Origin of the sequence: Micromonospora foliorum (genome assembly GCF_022229015.1) — a bacterium.
GTDB lineage: Bacteria > Actinomycetota > Actinomycetes > Mycobacteriales > Micromonosporaceae > Micromonospora > Micromonospora foliorum.
On the sequence record NZ_JAKKFF010000021.1, the window covers coordinates 1 to 16,966 of the forward strand.

Here is a 16,966-nt window from a genome sequence, read left to right on the forward strand (position 1 = left end):
CAGGCAAGAACGACGCCTACCGGTCGGTGGAGATCAGCACCCCCGACGCTGACGGCAAGCAGACCGACACGCTGCGCGCCGACATCGTCAAGACCGTCGACGACGGCCGGGCCGTGGTCGCGAACATCGCCGGCACCAGCACCGACACCGACGGTGTCACCCACTCCTACGAGGGCGGGCACTACATCAGCGTCGTCGGCTACCGCGACAACGGCAACACCGTCACCATCGCCGACTCCGCCGACCCCAACCAGGCCGCCTACCAGATCACCGTCGAGCACCTCGCCGACTGGATCGCCACCCGCGGCTACGCCACCAGCTGACCCCACACACCAGCACACCAGCACACCAGCACACCACGCACGAAGCGAAGGGCCGGACCCCACCACGGGGCCCGGCCTTTCGGCATGACCGGGTCGCTTTCCACGCGAGCCGACCGGACCAACCCCGGGCCGACCTGGATCTGGCAGACCAGAGCCTGCCGGGTGAACCGGGAGGTCACTCGGACCCGCGTCACGCCCTGGAGGGCGCAGACAAAGTCGAGGGTCATCCGAGCTGAGCAGCTCGCCCACCCTGGCAGGCCGCCCACCCTGGCAGACCGCCCACCCTGGCAGACCGCCAACCGGACCAAGCCGTGGTCGTCACCCACGACCACGCCGTGGCCACGCAGGTCCGCCGGACCGTCGCGATCCGCGACGGCCGGACCGCCTCCGAAGTACGCCGGACCGCTCGGACCGACGCGGACGGCAACACCGTCCCGACCACGGCAGGCCCCCCACTGACTGCGTGACGGGTCCTTTGGAGCTGATGTCGTAGACGAATCAGGGGCAATGGCCGACCGAGCCGAACTGGTGATTCGTTCACGGCATCAGCTCCAAAGGACGCCAGACTCATCTGCCCAGCCTCTGCGCAGAGTGTCGAGGCGAGACCGACCGACCCCAGGGCTAGGGGGTGACCGGCGCGCCAGCCACGGACTCTGCGGGGAGCCCGCGTCCCGGAGAAATTGGTCGCGGGGCCCCTTCGCCCGACCGGCCAGGGACTCAGCCGACCAAGCGCACCGGGACTCGACCGACCAGAGGCTCAGCCGCCGGAGTCGTCCATCTCGGCACCCTCGGGGACCGTGTCGTCGTCTCGGCTGGCCAGCCAGCCCTCGGGCAGGAAGACCTTGCCGGGCGAGTTGGTACGCCCACGCGGCTGACCCAGGGCGGTCACCGGGAACGGCTCCGCCGGGTCGAGCTTGCCGAGCAGGTCGTCGAGCTGGGCCAGGCTTTCGATCATCGCCAGCGAGCGGCGCAGCTCGCCGCCGACCGGGAAGCCCTTGAGGTACCAGGCGACGTGCTTGCGGAAGTCGGTGCAGCCGTCCCGTTCACCTCGGGCCGGGTTGCGGGCCCCGGCGGAGAACTGGTCGACCAGCAGCTCGGCGTGCCGGCGCATGGTCACGGCCACCTCGCCGAGGGTGGGCAGCCGCCGCTCCGGCCGACCGTTGAAGGCGGCCTCCAGGTCGGCGAAGAGCCACGGTCGGCCCAGGCAGCCGCGCCCGATGACCACGCCGTCGACGCCGGTGTGGGCCACCATGCGCAGCGCGTCGTCGGCCTCCCAGATGTCGCCGTTGCCGAGCACCGGCACGTCGAGGGCCTGCTTCAGCGTGGCGATCGCGTCCCAGTCGGCGGTGCCCGAGTAGCGCTGCGCCGCCGTCCGCCCGTGCAGGGCCACCGCGGCCACGCCGGCCTCCTGGGCGGCGAGCCCGGCTTCGACGTACGTCAGGTGGTCGTCGTCGATGCCCTTGCGCATCTTGACCGTGACCGGCACCCCGGACGGTGACGCGGCGGCCACCGCGGCCCGCACGAGCCGCGCGAAGAGCCGGCGCCGCCACGGCAGCGCCGCGCCGCCGCCACGCCGGGTGACCTTGGGTACGGGGCAGCCGAAGTTGAGGTCGATGTGATCGGCCAGGTTGCGCTCGACGACGATCCGCACGGCGGCGGCCGTGACCTCCGGGTCGGTGCCGTAGAGCTGGAGGCTGCGGGGCTTCTCGTCGTCGCCGAACGCGATCATGCGCAGCGTCTTCGGGTTGCGCTCGACCAGCGCCCGAGTGGTGATCATCTCGCAGACGTAGATGCCGCCGCCCTGCTCGCGGCAGAGCCGTCGGAACCCGATGTTGGTGATCCCGGCCATCGGCGCGAGCACGACCGGCGGCCACACCTGGTGCTGGCCGAGAGTCAGCGGGCGCAGCGCGGGCAGGGTCGAGGCAGTCACCGGACAAGTGTACGGGGCCCCGACCGGCGCTTATCGCGTCGGCCGAGGCCCCGTGCGCGGAGTCTCAGCAGCCGGGGAGACGCTCGATCAGGTAGCGCTCGACCTGGTCCAGGGAGACGCGCTCCTGGGCCATGGTGTCCCGGTTGCGCACCGTCACCGCGTTGTCGTCCAGGGTGTCGAAGTCGACGGTGACGCAGAACGGGGTGCCGATCTCGTCCTGCCGGCGATAGCGACGCCCGATCGCCTGCGAGTCGTCGAACTCCACCACCCAGCGCTTGCGCAGCAGCGTCGCGAGATCCTTGGCCTTGGGCGACAGCGCCTCGTTGCGGGACAGCGGCAGCACCGCCACCTTCACCGGGGCGAGCCGCGGGTCGAACCGCATCACGGTGCGCTTGTCCACGCCACCCTTGGTGTTGGGCGCCTCGTCCTCGTCGTACGCCTCCAGCAGGAAGGCGAGCACCGCGCGGGTCAGACCCGCGGCCGGCTCGATGACGTACGGCATCCAGCGCTCACTCTTGCTCTGGTCGAAGTACGACAGGTCGACGCCGGAGTGCTTGCTGTGCGTGGAGAGGTCGAAGTCGGTGCGGTTGGCGACACCCTCCAGCTCGGCGAACTCGGTGCCGCCGAACTGGAAGCGGTACTCGATGTCCACCGTCCGCTTCGAGTAGTGCGACAGCTTCTCCTTGGGGTGCTCGAACAGGCGCAGATTGTCCGCCGAGAGGCCGAGGTCGAGGTACCAGTTCCAGCGCTCCTGGAGCCAGTACTCGTGCCACTGCTCGTCGGTGCCCGGCTCGACGAAGAACTCCATCTCCATCTGCTCGAACTCGCGGGTCCGGAAGATGAAGTTGCCCGGGGTGATCTCGTTGCGGAACGACTTGCCGGTCTGCGCGATGCCGAACGGCGGCTTCTTGCGGGCGACCGTCTCGACGTTCTTGTAGTTGACGAAGATGCCCTGCGCGGTCTCCGGGCGCAGGTAGTGCAGCCCTTCGTCGCTCTCCACCGGGCCCAGGTAGGTCTTCATCAGGCCGTTGAACATCTTCGGCTCGGTGAAGGTGCCCTTGTTGCCACAGTTGGGGCAGTTCAGCTCCGCCAGTGAGGTCAGCGGCTTGCCGTGCTTCTCGGCGTACGCCTCCTCCAGGTGGTCCGCCCGGAACCGCTTGTGACAGAACTGGCACTCGGTGAGCGGGTCGACGAACTCGGCGATGTGGCCGGACGCCTCCCACACCTTGCGGGCCAGGATCACTGCGGAGTCCAGGCCGACGACGTCGTCGCGCTGCTGGACCATGTTCTTCCACCACTGCCGGCGGACGTTCTCCTTGAGCTCCACGCCGAGCGGGCCGTAGTCCCACGCCGATCGGGTGCCTCCGTAGATCTCGCTGGAGGGGAAGACGAAGCCTCGGCGCTTGGCGAGGCTGACGACGGCGTCGATACGGTCGGCTGGCATGTTTCCTCCTACGCCGGCTGGCGGTCGGCGGGGGCGAGATGTGGATGGAACGGTCGGTTCGGGACAACGGTACGACCACCGTCCCCCCGAGCCCAGCAGAATACCGGGGGCGGGTCAGCTGACCTCGCAGACCTCCACGCCGCCGGTCTGCCCGTCCTGCCCGAGGCTGACCTGCTGCCGCTCCCGGTCGCCGCCGGCGAGCGTCACGTCGACCGGCACGGTCAGGTAGGTCTGGTCCACCTCGCCCACCTGGAACGCGGTCACCTGTGGTTCGGCGGCGGCGCGCCGCTCGAACTCCGGCCGGGACTCACGCCGCTGCGCGTCGTCGCAGAGCTGGTCGTACGCCCGCCCGTAGTTCCGCTCGACCAGCGCCTGGTAGTAGTCGCCGGTCACGGTGCGGGCCTGCTCCCGGATCGCCTGGACTCCGCTGACGGCCAGGCCGACGACGGCGGTGCCACCCCCGCCGCAGCAGAGCACCACGGCGAGCGCGCCGACGCCGAGGCCGATCCAGAGCCGGTTCCGGCGGCCCTCGGTGGGCGGCGCGGCGAACGGCGGAGCCACGCCGGGACCGGGTGGCGGGGCGGGTGCGGTCATAGGAGCAGCGTAGTGTCCGCCGGCTCAGCGGTAAGGACCCGCAGCCCGATCACTCTCGGCGACGACCACGGCCCCGCCCGGGGCGGCGGTGGCCAGCGCCTCGTAGGCGGACGGTTCGTCGACGGACTCGGCGAGCAGCGGCACGGCGCTGACCTTGACCTCGAAGGCGCCAAGCGCCCGCCGGTACGTGCCGACCGACTCCCATTCGGTGACCAGTGACCAGTGCCGGGGGTCGTCCAGCGCCCGGACCAGTTGCCCGCGCAGGTAGCCGGGTCGGGCGGCCAGCGCGGTGAGGGCGGCGTACGCCCGTTCGGTGAAGCCGTCGGCGGCATCGACGTCGACCACGAACCGGTTGGTCACCAGCACCGGGGGTTCCTCCTCGTAGAGTCTGTGGGATGCAGCGTACGCAGCGCCCTCTGCTCGCCCGGTTGGCCGGGGCGAACCCGACGTCGGTGTTCCTGCTCACCCTGGTGGTGGTGCTGGTGGCGTTCTTCACGCCCGGGGTGATCGGCGGGCTGCTCACGCTCGCGCTCGCCGGGGTCCTGATCGCCCTGTTGGCGACGACCTGGGCGGTTCAGGCGCCGCAGACCCGGCTGATCCGACTGGTGATGCTGACCCTGCTGGTGACGGTGGGCCTCGCGAAGCTCCTCTGACATGCAATCATGCGTTTTTGACAATCATTATCGTTGCCACGGACAGTTGACGACATGACCAACCGCGCCACGTACCGTGTCCTGGCCGCCGCGACCGCCCTCCTCGCCCTGGGCGCCGGGGCCGGCTGCTCCACCGGTGGTGCCGCCGGCGCCGACCCCCAGCGAGTCGACGTGGTGGCCGCGTTCTACCCCCTGCAGTTCCTGGCCGAGCGGATCGGCGGCGACGCGGTCCGGGTGACCAACCTGGCCAAGCCCGGCGCCGAGCCGCACGACCTGGAACTCAACCCGAGCCAGGTCGGTGAGGTCAGCGACGCGGAGCTGATCGTCTACCTCAAGGGGTTCCAGCCTGCGGTGGACGACGCCGTGGCCCAGAACGGCGGCGACCGGGCGTTCGACGTGACCACCGTGCAGCCGCTGCTGGACGCGTCCGCCGGCGGGCACGACCACGAGGGCGAGGAGGGGCACGCCGAGGAGAGCGGCGGCAAGGACCCGCACGTCTGGCTCGACCCGACCCGGCTGGCCGGCATCGGCGACCAGCTCGCCCAGCGGCTCGGCAAGGCCGACCCGGACCACGCCGCCGACTACACCGCCCGGGCCGGGGCCCTGCGCGCCGACCTGACGACCCTGGACGGCGAGTTCAAGAACGGTCTGGCGACCTGTCAGCGGCGGGAGATCGTGACCAGCCACGCCGCGTTCGGCTACCTCGCCGACCGCTACCAGCTCGACCAGGTCGGCATCACCGGGCTGAGCCCGGACGTCGAGCCCTCGCCGCAGCGCCTCGCGGACGTGATCGAGGAGGCCAAGGAGCACCAGGCCACCACGATCTTCTTCGAGACCCTGGTCAGCCCGAAGGTGGCCGAGACCATCGCCGGTCAGGTCGGCGCGAAGACCGCCGTGCTCGACCCGATCGAAGGGCTCGCCGCCGGCAGCAACGGGGACTACCTTTCGGTGATGCGCACCAACCTGCGGACCCTGCAGACGGCCTTGAGCTGCTCGTGACCTCACCTGTCATCACCGTCGAGCACGGGGTGGTCGGCTACGACGGCCGCCCCGTGCTCCGGGACATCTCGCTCACCGTGACCGCCGGCGAGGTGGTCGCGATCCTCGGCGCCAACGGCTCGGGCAAATCCACCCTGATCCGCGCCGTGCTCGGCCTGGTGCCGATCAGCGCCGGCTCGGTCACCCTCTTCGACCGGCCGTTGCGCCGGTTCCGGCAGTGGGCACGCATCGGGTACGTCCCGCAGCGCCTGGGCGCCGGCGGCGGCGTGCCGGCCACCGTCCGCGAGGTGGTGGCCTCCGGCCGGCTGGCCCGTCGGGGCGTGCTGCGTCCTCCCGGACGAGCCGACCGGTCCGCCGTCGACGCCGCACTGCGGGCGGTCGGGCTCGCCGACCGGGCCGGTGACCCGGTGTCCACGCTCTCCGGCGGCCAGCAGCAGCGCACCCTGATCGCCCGTGCCCTGGCCGGCCAGCCGGAGCTGCTGGTTCTCGACGAGCCCACCGCAGGGGTGGACGCGGCCAGCCAGGAGGCGTTCGCCGGCGCGCTGCGCGACTTCGTCGCCGACGGCGGAACGGTGCTGCTCGTCGCCCACGAACTGGGCCCGCTGCGACCGGTGATCAGCCGGGCTGTCGTCGTCCACGAGGGTCGCATCGCCCACGACGGCGCGGTGCCGGACCCGGCCGGCCATCACGCGGAGCCCGACCACGACCACGTGCACCCGCACTGCTACGACGAGCCCGCCGGGCTGTGGAGCAACTGACCCATGGAACTCTTCCAGTACCCCTACATGCAGCGCGCCCTGATCGGGGCGCTGGTGATCGGCCTGGCCGCGCCGGCGCTCGGCATCTACCTGGTGCAGCGCCGGCTGGCGTTGATCGGCGACGGGGTCGGGCACGTGGCGCTTACCGGCGTCGGGGCGGGGTTGCTGCTCAACCGCTCACCGGTGCTGGTCGCCGTGATCGCCGCCACCATCGGCGCGATCGCCATCGAGATCGTCCGGTCCCGCGGGCGTACCTCCGGTGACCTGGCCTTGGCCCTGCTCTTCTACGGCGGCATCGCGGGCGGCGTACTCCTGGTCGGCCTCTCCGACGCGACGAGCGCGAACCTCAACGCCTACCTGTTCGGGTCGCTGACCACCATCTCGCCCGCCGACCTGACCACCATCGCGGTGCTCGGCGCGGCGATCCTGGTCACGATGATCGCGTTGCGGCCGGCGCTCTTCGCGGTCAGTCACGACGAGGAGTACGCCCAGGTCTCCGGCCTGCCGGTCCGCACGCTGAACCTGCTGATCGCGGTCGCCACCGCGGTCACCGTGACCATCGCCATGCGGGCCGTCGGAGTGCTCCTGATCAGCGCGTTGATGGTGGTGCCGGTCGCCACCGCCCAGCAGGTCACCCGGGGCTTCCGCAGCACGATGGCCGCCGCGATGGCGCTCGGGTTCTTCGCCGCCGGCACGGGTGTCTGGGTGGCGGCCACGGCGGACACCGCGCCGGGCGCCTCGGTGGTGCTGGTGGCGATCGCATCGTTCCTGGTGGTGGCCGTGGCCGGCGCTGTCTGGCGGGTCGTACGCCGCCGGACGGCGCCGACCGCCGCGCCGACACCGGAACCCCACGAGGTCGTGCTGAGCTGAGCCTGATCAGCGGGACGTCGGTGGTATTGGTTACCGTTGCAGGATGACCAGCGCGACGGGCTACGACGGGTTCGACGGGGCCAGCGAGTTGCTCCGCGCCCTGTCCGCCCCTATCCGGCTGGCCATCGTCAGTGAGCTGGCCGGCGGCGAGCGGTGCGTGCACGAGTTGGTGGAGAAGCTCGGCGCGGCGCAACCGCTGGTCTCCCAGCACCTGCGGGTGTTGCGCGGAGCGGGCGTGGTGCGCGGCTCCCGCCGGGGCCGGGAGATCGCCTACAGCCTGGTCGACGAGCACGTCGCGCACATCGTGGCGGACGCGGTCAGCCACGCCGGGGAGGGATCATGAGCGAGAGCAGCGCCGCGGTTCGCAACACCCGGCAGCGCTCGGCGGTGAGCGCGCTGCTGGGCGAGATGGAGGGCTTCCACAGCGCTCAGGACCTGCACGCGATGCTGCGGCAGCGCGGCGAGCGGGTGGGCCTGACCACCGTCTACCGCACCCTGCAGGGGCTCGCCGACGCGGGTGAGATCGACGTGATGCGCCCGCCGGGCGGCGAGCACCTCTACCGCCGGTGCAGCGAGGGGCACCACCACCACCTGGTCTGCCGGGTGTGCGGGCGTACGGTCGAGGTGGCCGGCCCGGCCGTGGAGAGCTGGGCCGATCGGGTCGCCGCCCAGCACGGCTACGCCGACGTCAGCCACACCCTGGAGATCTTCGGCACCTGCCCGACCTGCCCGCGCTGACCAGCCGCCCCGGTCGGTCGCTTTCCGGCCTCACTTCGCGGCTATTCCGAGCGGGGCGTTCGTGGCACGCTGGCCGGCGTGAAAATCTATGCCGATCGGTTTCCGACCGCCGCCCGTCAGTTGCTCACCGACCTGCTCGTCGTCGCCTGGGTGTACGTGGCGATCCGCGGCGCGCTGTGGCTGCACGACCTGGTGCAGAAGCTCGCCGTACCGGGGCAGAAACTGGAGGGCGCCGGCAGTGGGCTCGCCGACAACCTCGCCGACGCCGGCAACAAGGTCCGCCGGGTGCCGTTGGTCGGTGACGAGCTGACCGCGCCGTTTCGGCAGGCCGCCGACGCCGCCCGAGGGCTCGCCGACGCCGGCCGCGACCAGCAGCACCTGGTCGACCAGTTGGCCCTCGCCCTCGCCATCGCGGTGCTGATCTTCCCGCTCGGCATCGTGCTGTTCGGTTGGCTGCCGCTGCGGGTGCGCTGGATGCGCCGGGCCGGATCAGCGGCGAAGCTGGCCGTCGGGCCGGCCGGTCGGGATCTGCTCGCCCTGCGCGCGCTGGCCACCCAACCACTGGGCCAGCTGACCCGGATCGGCCCGGACGTCGCCGAGGCGTGGCGGCGCGGCGACGACGCGACCGTCGACGCCCTGGCCGCCTTGGAGCTGCGCCAACTCGGCCTCCGCAACCGGAGCCGCTAAGGTCGTCGGGTGTTCTACTTCCTCGTCGTCATCGCCGTCCTGCTGCTCGGCTACGCCGCCGTCCTGGTCTACTTCGTTCGCCGAGGCAAGAAGATCCCACCTGCGGCGTACCTGGCCCTGGCCGGGCTCAACGGCCTGATCCTGGCGGGGGTGCTGGCCTGGGCGGTCTCCCGCTGACCCGCGCCGCCGTCGGCCGCGCGGCGGCGAGCCGACACGGCGACCAGCCCGCGCAGCGCGGCTCAGGGCTTTGGGGGGATGCGGCGGCGGACGTCCTCGGCGGTGGACGGGCCGGGCGACCAGCGGGCCACCCAGGGCAGCTCGTCGGACGGGGTGAGCACGCCCTCCTCCAGGCTCGCGTACCGGCCGGCGAGGATGCGCTTCGCGGCGGCGGTGTCGACCGAGTCGGTGTTGTCCCAGAGTGCGGCGAACAGGGCGTCCACCCGCACCCGCGCCTGCCGGCAGAACAGGTCGGCCAGCTCGACGTTCTCCGGGCGGGTGTCCCGTTCGGCGGTGGCCCGGACGCAGACCGCGGACATCGCGAACAACTCGGCGCCGATGTCCACCACCCGGCCGAGGAACGCCTGCTTGCGCTCCATCTTTCCCTGCCAGCGGGACATCGCGTAGAACGTCGAGCGGGCCAGCTTGCGTGACGAGCGTTCCACCTGGCGCAGGTGCGCGGCGAGCGGGCCGAACTCGGCGTACGCCGAAGGGCTCTGCCCCCGGCCCACGGCGAGGGTGGGCAGCCACTTCGCGTAGAAGGCGCCCGCTCGCGCGCCGGCTCGGGCCTTGCGGCCCAGCCCCGCGTCCGGGTCGATGATGTCGCCGGCCACCGACAGGTGGGCGTCGACCGCCTCCCGTGCGATCAGCAGGTGCATGATCTCGGTGGAGCCCTCGAAGATCCGGTTGATCCGCAGGTCGCGCAGCATCTGCTCGACGGCGGCCGGGCGTTCGCCGCGGGCGGCCAGCGACTCGGCCGTCTCGTAGCCGCGCCCGCCGCGGATCTGGATCAGCTCGTCGGCGATCTTCCAGGCCATCTCGCTGGCGTACAGCTTGACCAGTGCCGCTTCGATCCGGATGTCGTTGCGGTCGTCGTCGGCGAGCAGGCAGCAGAGGTCGAGCATGGTCTCCATGCCGTACGTGGTGGCGGCGATGAAGGAGAGCTTCTGTGCGACCGCCTCGTGCTCGCCCACCGGCCGTCCCCACTGGACCCGGTCGGCGGCCCACCCCCGGGCCACGTTCAACGCCCACTTGCCGGCGCCCACGCACATGGCCGGCAGCGAGAGCCGGCCGGTGTTCAGGGTGGTCAGGGCGATCTTCAGCCCCTTGCCCTCGCCGCCGATGACGTTCTCGGCGGGGACGATCACGTCGTGGAAGCGGGTCAGGCTGTTCTCCAGGCCGCGTAGGCCGACGAACTCGTTGCGCCGCTCGACCGTGATGCCGGGGCTGTCGCCGTCCACCACGAATGCGGTGATCCCGCCCCGACGTCCCTCCGTGGCCGGCACCCGGGCCATCACCACCAGCAGGGTGGCCACGATGCCGTTGGTGGCCCAGAGCTTCACCCCGTTGAGCCGGTAACCCGTGCCGTCCTCGGTCGGCTCGGCGATGGTGGCCAGCCGGGCCGGGTCGGAGCCGACGTCGGGCTCGGTGAGCAGGAACGCGGACACCTCACCGGCGGCGAGCCGGGGCAGGAAGCGTTGCTTCTGCTCGGCGGTGCCGAACATCTTCAGTGGCTGTGGCACACCGATCGACTGGTGCGCCGAGAGCAGCGCGCCGATGGCCGGGCTGACCGAGCCGGCCAGCATGAGCGCCCGGCAGTAGTGCAGGTTGCTCAGCCCGAGCCCGCCGTACTTCCGGTCGATCTTCATGCCGAACGCGCCGAGGTCGGCCAGGCCGTGGAACACCGAGTCGGGTATGGACGCGTCCCGTTCGATGGTCGCGCCGTCCACCTGGGAGGTCAGGAAGGCGCGAAACCGGCCAAGGAACTCCTCCGCGCGAGCCACGTCGTCCGGATCCGATCGGGGCCACGGGTCGATCAGGTCGAGCCGGAACCGGCCGAGGAACAGCTCCTTGCCGAAGCTGGGCCGGTCCCAGGTGGACTCGCGGGCGGCCTCGGCGACCTGCCGGGCCTCCTTCTCGGTGACCTGCCCGGCTTCCGCGGGCAGTGGCGCGGCGGCGCCAGCGGTGGTTTCGGAGTCGGGGCCGTCCGGTGCCGGTCGGCCGTCCTGCGTCGTGGTCACGGCTGCCCCCTCGAAGCTCGGTGCGGCTGCGTCGACGTGCGCGACTACCGTCACGCTACCCCCGGTTGTTACCCAGGGGTAGCGCTGCGTGAAGATCGGCGCGGTCAGCGACCGCTGATCGTGTCCGGGTCGTCGTCATCGTCGTCGATGTCGTCCTCACCCCAGTTGCGGCGGACGAACGGCAGGATCATCCAGAACATCAGGAACCAGAGGCCGGTCAGCGCGCTGAGCACGAACGCGATCGGCCGGTCCAGCACGAAGTCGGTGATCAGCAGCACCGCGCTGACCATCGCGATCAGCATGAAGGCGAGGCCGCCGGTGGCCATCCGGTGCGCGAAGCGGACCAGTTCCGGTTTGCGCCCCTGCCGGAACAGCGCCCGGTGGAACGCCACCGGCGAGATGATCAGTGCGGTGGCGGCGGCGGCTGCGAGCAGCGCCACGATGTAGACGTCCCGCTGGAACTCCGTGGTTTCGGTGAACCCGTTACTGAACGGCAGGGTGAGCAGGAAGGCGAAGAGGATCTGCACGCCGGTCTGGGCGACCCGCAACTCCTGCAGCAGGTCGGCGAAGTTGCGCTGCCAGCGCTGCTTCTCGGTCTCCTTGGACACGCGCTACCTCCGGTCAGACGCTACTGCCGGCGGTCCCGGCCGCCGGCAGCAACGCCAATGCCCCACCCGGCCGAGCGCGAAACAGGTTCACGACATCTGCCGTTCATCCCGGTGACGCACGTCGGCCACCAGCGCCGTGTCAGGACCCGCGTCGAATGCGGCCCGCGTACCGCGCTTCCAGCTCGTTGTTGTGCGCGTCGCCGTCCGGGATGTTCGCCGACAGGTAGACCGGGGGCCGCTCCCCCGCCGCCAGCAACCGCGCCACCACCTCCACGGTCACCTGCTGGGCCAGCAGCGCCGCGGTGATCGAGGAGACGGCGCCGACCGCGCCGCCGCCGGGCAGCGGCAGCGTCGCGTCGCCGTACGGCGCGCCGTTGTCGAGCACCACGTCGGCGAGGTCGCTCAGCTTGCGCCCGGACGGGTGCCGGGAGGTCATCCGGCCGGAGTGCTGCGCCGAGGTGATCGCCACCAGCCCGTGACCGCGCTCCTTCACCAGCGTGGCGAACTCCACCATCGCGCCGTTGACCCCGGAGTTCGAGGCGAGCACGAAGACGTCGGTGGGGCGCACCGGGGCCAGCTCGTAGAGGCGGTGCGCGACGGACGGGTCCCGTTCCAGCAGCGGGCCGAGCCGTTCGGCCGGTTCGCCGCCGAGCAGCACCAGGTCGCGCAGCGCGATCCGGTTGGTCGGCACCAGCCCGCCCGCCCGCCCGGCGATCTCCATGGCGAGGGCCTCCGAGTGCCCGGTGCCGAACGCGTGCACCACGCCGTCGGCTCGGACGGCCTCGGCGATCAGGTCGGCGGCCCGCCCCACCGCCTCCCGTTGACTGGCGGCCACCCGGCCGATCGTCTCGGTCACCACGGCCAGGTAGTCCTCGGCACTCACCGTCATACGTCCTCCGTCGTTCGATTGGGAGCCAGCCAGCCCGTTGGCGTCCACCACCACTCAGGCCGTTCCGCCGACTCGGGCCAGGATCGCCTCGGCGAGCGGGGCCGGCGCCGCGTCCGGGATCCAGTGACTCACCCCGGGTAGCTGCACGAAGCGGTAGTCCCCGGTGACGTTCGCCGCGCACGCCTCGGCGGCGGTCCGGCCGATGGCGACGTCCCGGTCACTCCAGACGTACGTGGTGGGCACCGCGACCGGGCCGACGCCGGCCAGGTCGGCGCGGGACATCGCCCGATACCAGTTCAGCGCGGCGGTGAGCGCCCCCGGCTCGCGCATCGGGTCGGCGTACCGGTTGACCCGGGCCGTGTCCCCCACCCCGCCGAGCAGCTTGCGCAGCGCGGTGGCGTGCCACGCCAGCAGCACCTTCTCCGCCTTCTCCGGCTTGCGGAACAGCGCGATGTACGACGAGCGGGCCTTCTGTTGGGCGTCGGTGCTCAGGGCGTGCGCCATGGCCGCCGGATGCGGCACGGAGACCGCGGTCAGCGTGCGGACCCGCTCAGGGTGCCGGGCGGCGACCGCCCAGGCCACGATCGCGCCCCAGTCGTGGCCGACCAGGTGGACGGCGTCCAGCCCGAGCGCGTCGAGCACCGCGACCACGTCGGTGACGAGCTCGGGGATCCGGTAGTCGGCCACCGCCGCCGGCCGGGCGCCGGGTGAGTAACCGCGCTGGTCCAGCGCGTACGTGCGCAGCCCGCCCGCGTGCAGCGTCGGCACCACGTCGTCCCACTCGCCGCTGTGCTGCGGGAAACCGTGCAGCAGCAGGACGGGTACGCCGTCCGTCGGACCGCCGACGGTCACCTCGAACGTGAAGCCTCGCGCGTCAACCCGCATGATCGGAAGCGTACCCAGACGGCAGCGGGGCGGTCGCTCCCGCAGGTCAGGCGGATGCCCTGCTGGGCCCACGCCCCAGGTCGGTGTTAGCGTCAGCGAGACAACTTCATATCCGACAGGGGAGCGCACAGCGCTGAGAGTGCGGGCACGCCCGCAGACCCTCGAACCTGATCTGGGTAATGCCAGCGCAGGGAGTTCGGTCGACCTCCAGCCGCGCCGCAGTCCGGTGCCACCGGACGCGGCGTGCGTCTTCTCCTGGTTCGCACTCACGAACTGGGAGCAACACATGACATCCACCACCGACACACACCGTTGGCGCACCATCGACATCGTGGTCGCCTCGGTGATCGCGGTCGCCTTCGGCGTCATCTTCTGGGCCTGGGGCCTGGTCTGGAGCGCCACCGAGGGCGCGTTCGCCTTCTTCCCGCCGGCGCAGACGCTGCTCTACGGCGTCTGGCTGATGCCGGCGGTGATCGGTGGGCTGGTCATCCGCAAGCCCGGCGCCGCGCTCTACTGCGAGACGGTGGCCGCGGTTCTGTCCGCGCTGCTGGGCAGCCAGTGGGCCGGCACGGTGATCCCGCAGGGCATCGTGCAGGGCATCGGCGCCGAGCTGGCCTTCGCCGCCTTCCGGTACCGGTCGTTCCGGCTGCCGACCGCGGTGTTCGCCGGCGCGCTGACCGGCCTGAGCGCCGCGCTGTTCGACTTCTTCGTCTGGAACGTCGACTACGCGCTGACCGACTACCGCATCCCGTACGCGCTGCTCACCATCGTCAGCTCCACCGTGATCGCCGGCGTAGGCGGCTGGCTGCTCACGAAGGCCCTGGCCAACACCGGCGTCCTGGACCGCTTCCCCGCAGGCCGAGACCGAGCCCTGATCTGACCCCCACCCAATAGCGTTGATCAAGAGGTTTGCGTCAACGGAAGCCGATTTCCTGACGCAAACCTCTTGATCAACGGGGGTGGGTAGGGGGGTGGGGCCTGGGAGGGGGTGGGTTTCGTGGGCGGGGTACTGCTGCGGGGGTTCGGGTGGCGGCACGCTGGGCGGCGCGCCTGGGCCGTTCGGGGGGTTGACCTGCGGGTGGAGGCTGGGGAGCGGGTTCTGCTGCTCGGGCCGTCGGGGGCTGGGAAGAGCACCATGCTCAGCGCGTTGGCCGGGCTGCTTCCCGAGGACTCCGGCGAGCAGGAGGGCACCGTCGAGATCGACGGGCTCGACCCGCGCAAGGGGCGGGAACGGGTCGGCATCGTCTTCCAGGACCCGGAGACCCAGCTGGTGATGGCGCGCTGCGGCGACGACGTCGCGTTCGGGCTGGAGAACCGGGGCGTGCCGGCCGACGAGATCTGGCCCCGGGTGGACAAGGCGCTGCACCGGGTCGGCTTCCCGTACTCGCGGGACCGCCACACTGCGGCGCTCTCCGGCGGTGAGCAGCAACGCCTCGCCCTGGCCGGCGCGCTGGCCCTGCGCCCCGCCCTGCTGCTGCTCGACGAGCCGACCGCCAACCTCGACCCGGCCGGGGCCGACCTGGTCCGGCACGCGGTGGCCGGCGCCTTGGACGCCGACACCACGCTGATCCTGGTCGAGCACCGGGTGGCCGAGGCACTGCCGCTTGTCGACCGGGTGGTCGTCCTGGAACCGGGTGGTGGCGTCCGCGCGGACGGCACGCCCGAGGCGGTCTTCGCCGCCCACGGTGCCGCCCTGGCCGCCGAGGGGGTCTGGGTGCCTGGTCACCCCATCGCGCCCCGGGCGGCCACCGCCGGCCCCGGGGAGCTGTTGCTCACCGCCGACCGGCTCGGCCTGCCGCCCCGGCTGGGCTCCACCGACCTGGCGGTACGCGCCGGTGAGGCACTCGCCGTCCGCGGACCCAACGGTGCCGGCAAGTCCACCCTGGCATTGCTGCTCGGCGGTCTGCTCCGGCCGGGCAGCGGGCGGGTCACCGCGTCCGCCGAGTTGGCCGGCGCGGACCACCGCACTCCCCCGCACCGGTGGCGGGCCCCCGCGCTGGCCCGGCGGATCGGGTCGGTCTTCCAGGATCCCGAACACCAGTTCGTCACCAGCACCGTCTTCGACGAGCTGGCGCTCGGCCCGCGCCGCACCGGTCAACCCGAGGCGGTCGTCAAGGAGACCGTGGCCGGGCTGCTGGACCGGCTGCGGCTGGCCCGGCTCGCCGCCGCCAACCCGTACACCCTCTCGGGTGGCGAGGCGCGGCGGCTGAGCGTGGCGACCGCCCTGGCCACCGCGCCACGCCTGCTGATCTGCGACGAACCCACCTTCGGCCAGGACCGGCGGACCTGGCGGGAGTTGGTCGACCTCTTCGCCGACCTGCGCGACGCCGGGCACGGCGTGGTCACGGTCACCCACGACGCGGACTTCGTGGCCGCACTCGCCGACCGCACCGTCACCCTGCACCGCGAACCGGACGACCACCGATGATCAGCATCGAGCCGGTCGCCGCGCCGGACGCGCCGTTGGCCCGCCGCAACCCGGTGGCGAAGGTCGCCGCCGCACTGGTCTTCTCGTTCACCCTGCTGGCGACCCTGGACCCGGTGGCCCCGGCGATCGCCATCGCCCTCGAACTGGCCGTCCTGCCGCTGTTCGGCATCCGCTACCGGGTGCTGGCCCGACGGGCCTGGCCGCTGCTGCTCAGCGCCGCCGGCATCCTGGTCACCCTGGTGCTGTTCGCGGCCGACCGGTCCGGCCGGGTCCTGCTGGACGCGGGACCGGTGCTGGTGAGCACCGGCGTGCTGCTCACCGCGCTCGGCCTGGTGCTGCGGGTGTTCGCGGTGGCGCTGCCCGGTGTGATCGTCTTCGCGACCACCGACCCCACCGACCTGGCCGACGCGTTGATCCAGAACACGAAGGCGCCGGCCCGGTTCGCCATTGGGGCGCTGGCCGCGTTCCGGCTGGTGCCGCTGCTCGGTCAGGAGTGGCAGATGATCAGCATGGCTCGGCGCGCCCGGGGCGTCGACGCGGGCCGCAACCCGGTGGCGAAGCTGCGGCTCTTCACCTCCACGGCGTTCGCGCTGCTGGTGGGAGCGATCCGTCGCGGCACCCGGCTGGCGGTGGCGATGGACGCGCGTGGCTTCGACGCCGGCACACCCCGTACCGTCGCCCGCCGGCAGCACTTCACCCGCGCCGACGCGCTCCTCATCGCCGGGTCCGTCGTGCTGGCCGGAGCCGCCCTCACCACGAGCGTCCTCCTCGGCACCTTCCGCCCCCTGATCAGCTGATCCCCGCCGCCCGCCGCCCGCCGGCCGCCGCCCGCCTTACGGAGCTCGGACAGGTCGACCCCGATGGTTTCGTAGCCCCGGTCGCGCAGCTTGGCGGCCAGGTCGGTGGCCTGCGCGGGCAGCACC

At 72.0% G+C, this 16,966-nt stretch carries 20 protein-coding genes, 2 pseudogenes and 1 riboswitch; of the genes and pseudogenes, 13 read left to right on the forward strand and 9 right to left on the reverse strand.

The window, feature by feature from the left end; translation table 11 throughout:
- A partial coding sequence (locus tag PSH25_RS02205; RefSeq protein WP_238657353.1) for a C39 family peptidase occupies nt 1-323 on the forward strand: 323 nt, incomplete at its 5' end.
- Between the two features lie 311 nt (nt 324-634).
- Nucleotides 635-754: pseudogene (locus tag PSH25_RS02210) on the forward strand (ABC transporter ATP-binding protein); the annotation flags it as partial.
- A 326-nt stretch (nt 755-1,080) separates the two neighbouring features.
- Here PSH25_RS02210 and dusB read toward each other — a convergent pair.
- From dusB to PSH25_RS02230, 4 genes are all read right to left on the reverse strand, one after another.
- Entirely contained in the window at nt 1,081-2,253 is a 1,173-nt protein-coding gene (dusB, locus tag PSH25_RS02215; protein ID WP_308193606.1) for a tRNA dihydrouridine synthase DusB, read from the reverse strand.
- A 64-nt stretch (nt 2,254-2,317) separates the two neighbouring features.
- On the reverse strand, nt 2,318-3,697 hold the full coding sequence (locus PSH25_RS02220; RefSeq protein ID WP_196919249.1) for a glycine--tRNA ligase: 1,380 nt from the start codon (nt 3,695-3,697) through the stop codon (nt 2,318-2,320).
- Nucleotides 3,698-3,811: 114 nt separating this feature from the next.
- Nucleotides 3,812-4,291 carry a hypothetical protein gene (locus PSH25_RS02225; protein WP_238657354.1) on the reverse strand — a complete coding sequence of 160 codons (480 nt, stop codon included), beginning with the start codon at nt 4,289-4,291 and terminating at the stop codon, nt 3,812-3,814.
- 24 nt (nt 4,292-4,315) lie between these two features.
- The gene (locus PSH25_RS02230; RefSeq protein WP_238657355.1) at nt 4,316-4,657 is read right to left on the reverse strand and encodes an antibiotic biosynthesis monooxygenase family protein; all 342 of its coding nucleotides are present in this window, start codon (nt 4,655-4,657) and stop codon (nt 4,316-4,318) included.
- Nucleotides 4,658-4,686: 29 nt separating this feature from the next.
- Here PSH25_RS02230 and PSH25_RS02235 point away from each other — a divergent pair, with 29 nt between their 5' ends.
- The 8 genes from PSH25_RS02235 to PSH25_RS02270 all read left to right on the forward strand — a co-directional run bounded on the left by PSH25_RS02235 (nt 4,687) and on the right by PSH25_RS02270 (nt 9,173).
- A complete protein-coding gene (locus PSH25_RS02235) occupies nt 4,687-4,944 on the forward strand; it encodes a hypothetical protein (protein WP_030338196.1) in 258 nt (85 codons plus the stop codon).
- A gap of 54 nt (nt 4,945-4,998) precedes the next feature.
- A complete protein-coding gene (locus tag PSH25_RS02240) occupies nt 4,999-5,943 on the forward strand; it encodes a metal ABC transporter substrate-binding protein (RefSeq protein ID WP_238657356.1) in 945 nt (314 codons plus the stop codon).
- Nucleotides 5,940-6,701, forward strand: a complete 762-nt coding sequence (locus PSH25_RS02245) for a metal ABC transporter ATP-binding protein (protein ID WP_238657357.1) — start codon at nt 5,940-5,942, stop codon at nt 6,699-6,701. Before PSH25_RS02240 ends, PSH25_RS02245 begins: the two co-directional genes overlap by 4 nt.
- A gap of 3 nt (nt 6,702-6,704) precedes the next feature.
- Nucleotides 6,705-7,571 carry a metal ABC transporter permease gene (locus tag PSH25_RS02250; protein ID WP_238657358.1) on the forward strand — a complete coding sequence of 289 codons (867 nt, stop codon included), beginning with the start codon at nt 6,705-6,707 and terminating at the stop codon, nt 7,569-7,571.
- A gap of 43 nt (nt 7,572-7,614) precedes the next feature.
- Nucleotides 7,615-7,914: an ArsR/SmtB family transcription factor gene (locus PSH25_RS02255; protein ID WP_030338189.1), complete on the forward strand. Its 300-nt coding sequence runs from the start codon at nt 7,615-7,617 to the stop codon at nt 7,912-7,914.
- Nucleotides 7,911-8,309 carry a Fur family transcriptional regulator gene (locus PSH25_RS02260; RefSeq protein WP_091409697.1) on the forward strand — a complete coding sequence of 133 codons (399 nt, stop codon included), beginning with the start codon at nt 7,911-7,913 and terminating at the stop codon, nt 8,307-8,309. The genes PSH25_RS02255 and PSH25_RS02260 overlap by 4 nt, the downstream gene beginning before the upstream one ends.
- 78 nt (nt 8,310-8,387) lie before the next feature.
- Nucleotides 8,388-8,996, forward strand: coding sequence for a hypothetical protein (locus tag PSH25_RS02265; RefSeq protein ID WP_238657359.1), 609 nt, complete (start codon nt 8,388-8,390; stop codon nt 8,994-8,996).
- 9 nt (nt 8,997-9,005) lie between these two features.
- Nucleotides 9,006-9,173 carry a hypothetical protein gene (locus PSH25_RS02270; RefSeq protein WP_210786980.1) on the forward strand — a complete coding sequence of 56 codons (168 nt, stop codon included), beginning with the start codon at nt 9,006-9,008 and terminating at the stop codon, nt 9,171-9,173.
- Between the two features lie 62 nt (nt 9,174-9,235).
- Here the strand turns inward: PSH25_RS02270 and PSH25_RS02275 are convergent, their stop codons facing one another.
- From PSH25_RS02275 to PSH25_RS02290, 4 genes are all read right to left on the reverse strand, one after another.
- Nucleotides 9,236-11,233 carry an acyl-CoA dehydrogenase family protein gene (locus PSH25_RS02275; protein ID WP_238657360.1) on the reverse strand — a complete coding sequence of 666 codons (1,998 nt, stop codon included), beginning with the start codon at nt 11,231-11,233 and terminating at the stop codon, nt 9,236-9,238.
- Between the two features lie 104 nt (nt 11,234-11,337).
- Complete coding sequence (locus PSH25_RS02280; RefSeq protein ID WP_238657361.1) at nt 11,338-11,841, reverse strand: DUF6328 family protein; 504 nt, start codon at nt 11,839-11,841, stop codon at nt 11,338-11,340.
- A gap of 139 nt (nt 11,842-11,980) precedes the next feature.
- Nucleotides 11,981-12,730: a sugar isomerase domain-containing protein gene (locus tag PSH25_RS02285; RefSeq protein WP_238657362.1), complete on the reverse strand. Its 750-nt coding sequence runs from the start codon at nt 12,728-12,730 to the stop codon at nt 11,981-11,983.
- Between the two features lie 54 nt (nt 12,731-12,784).
- Nucleotides 12,785-13,615 carry an alpha/beta fold hydrolase gene (locus PSH25_RS02290; RefSeq protein ID WP_238657363.1) on the reverse strand — a complete coding sequence of 277 codons (831 nt, stop codon included), beginning with the start codon at nt 13,613-13,615 and terminating at the stop codon, nt 12,785-12,787.
- A 107-nt stretch (nt 13,616-13,722) separates the two neighbouring features.
- A riboswitch (TPP riboswitch) is annotated at nt 13,723-13,827 on the forward strand.
- Between the two features lie 74 nt (nt 13,828-13,901).
- On the opposite strand from PSH25_RS02290, the gene PSH25_RS02295 reads away from it, so the two are divergent.
- The 3 genes from PSH25_RS02295 to PSH25_RS02305 all read left to right on the forward strand — a co-directional run bounded on the left by PSH25_RS02295 (nt 13,902) and on the right by PSH25_RS02305 (nt 16,840).
- Nucleotides 13,902-14,495, forward strand: a complete 594-nt coding sequence (locus tag PSH25_RS02295; protein ID WP_238657364.1) for an ECF transporter S component — start codon at nt 13,902-13,904, stop codon at nt 14,493-14,495.
- A 117-nt stretch (nt 14,496-14,612) separates the two neighbouring features.
- Entirely contained in the window at nt 14,613-16,043 is a 1,431-nt protein-coding gene (locus PSH25_RS02300; RefSeq protein ID WP_238657365.1) for an ABC transporter ATP-binding protein, read from the forward strand.
- Nucleotides 16,040-16,840: an energy-coupling factor transporter transmembrane component T family protein gene (locus PSH25_RS02305; protein ID WP_238657366.1), complete on the forward strand. Its 801-nt coding sequence runs from the start codon at nt 16,040-16,042 to the stop codon at nt 16,838-16,840. Before PSH25_RS02300 ends, PSH25_RS02305 begins: the two co-directional genes overlap by 4 nt.
- Before the next feature lie 23 nt (nt 16,841-16,863).
- Here PSH25_RS02305 and PSH25_RS02310 read toward each other — a convergent pair.
- Nucleotides 16,864-16,966, reverse strand: a pseudogene (locus PSH25_RS02310) (amidinotransferase); the annotation flags it as partial.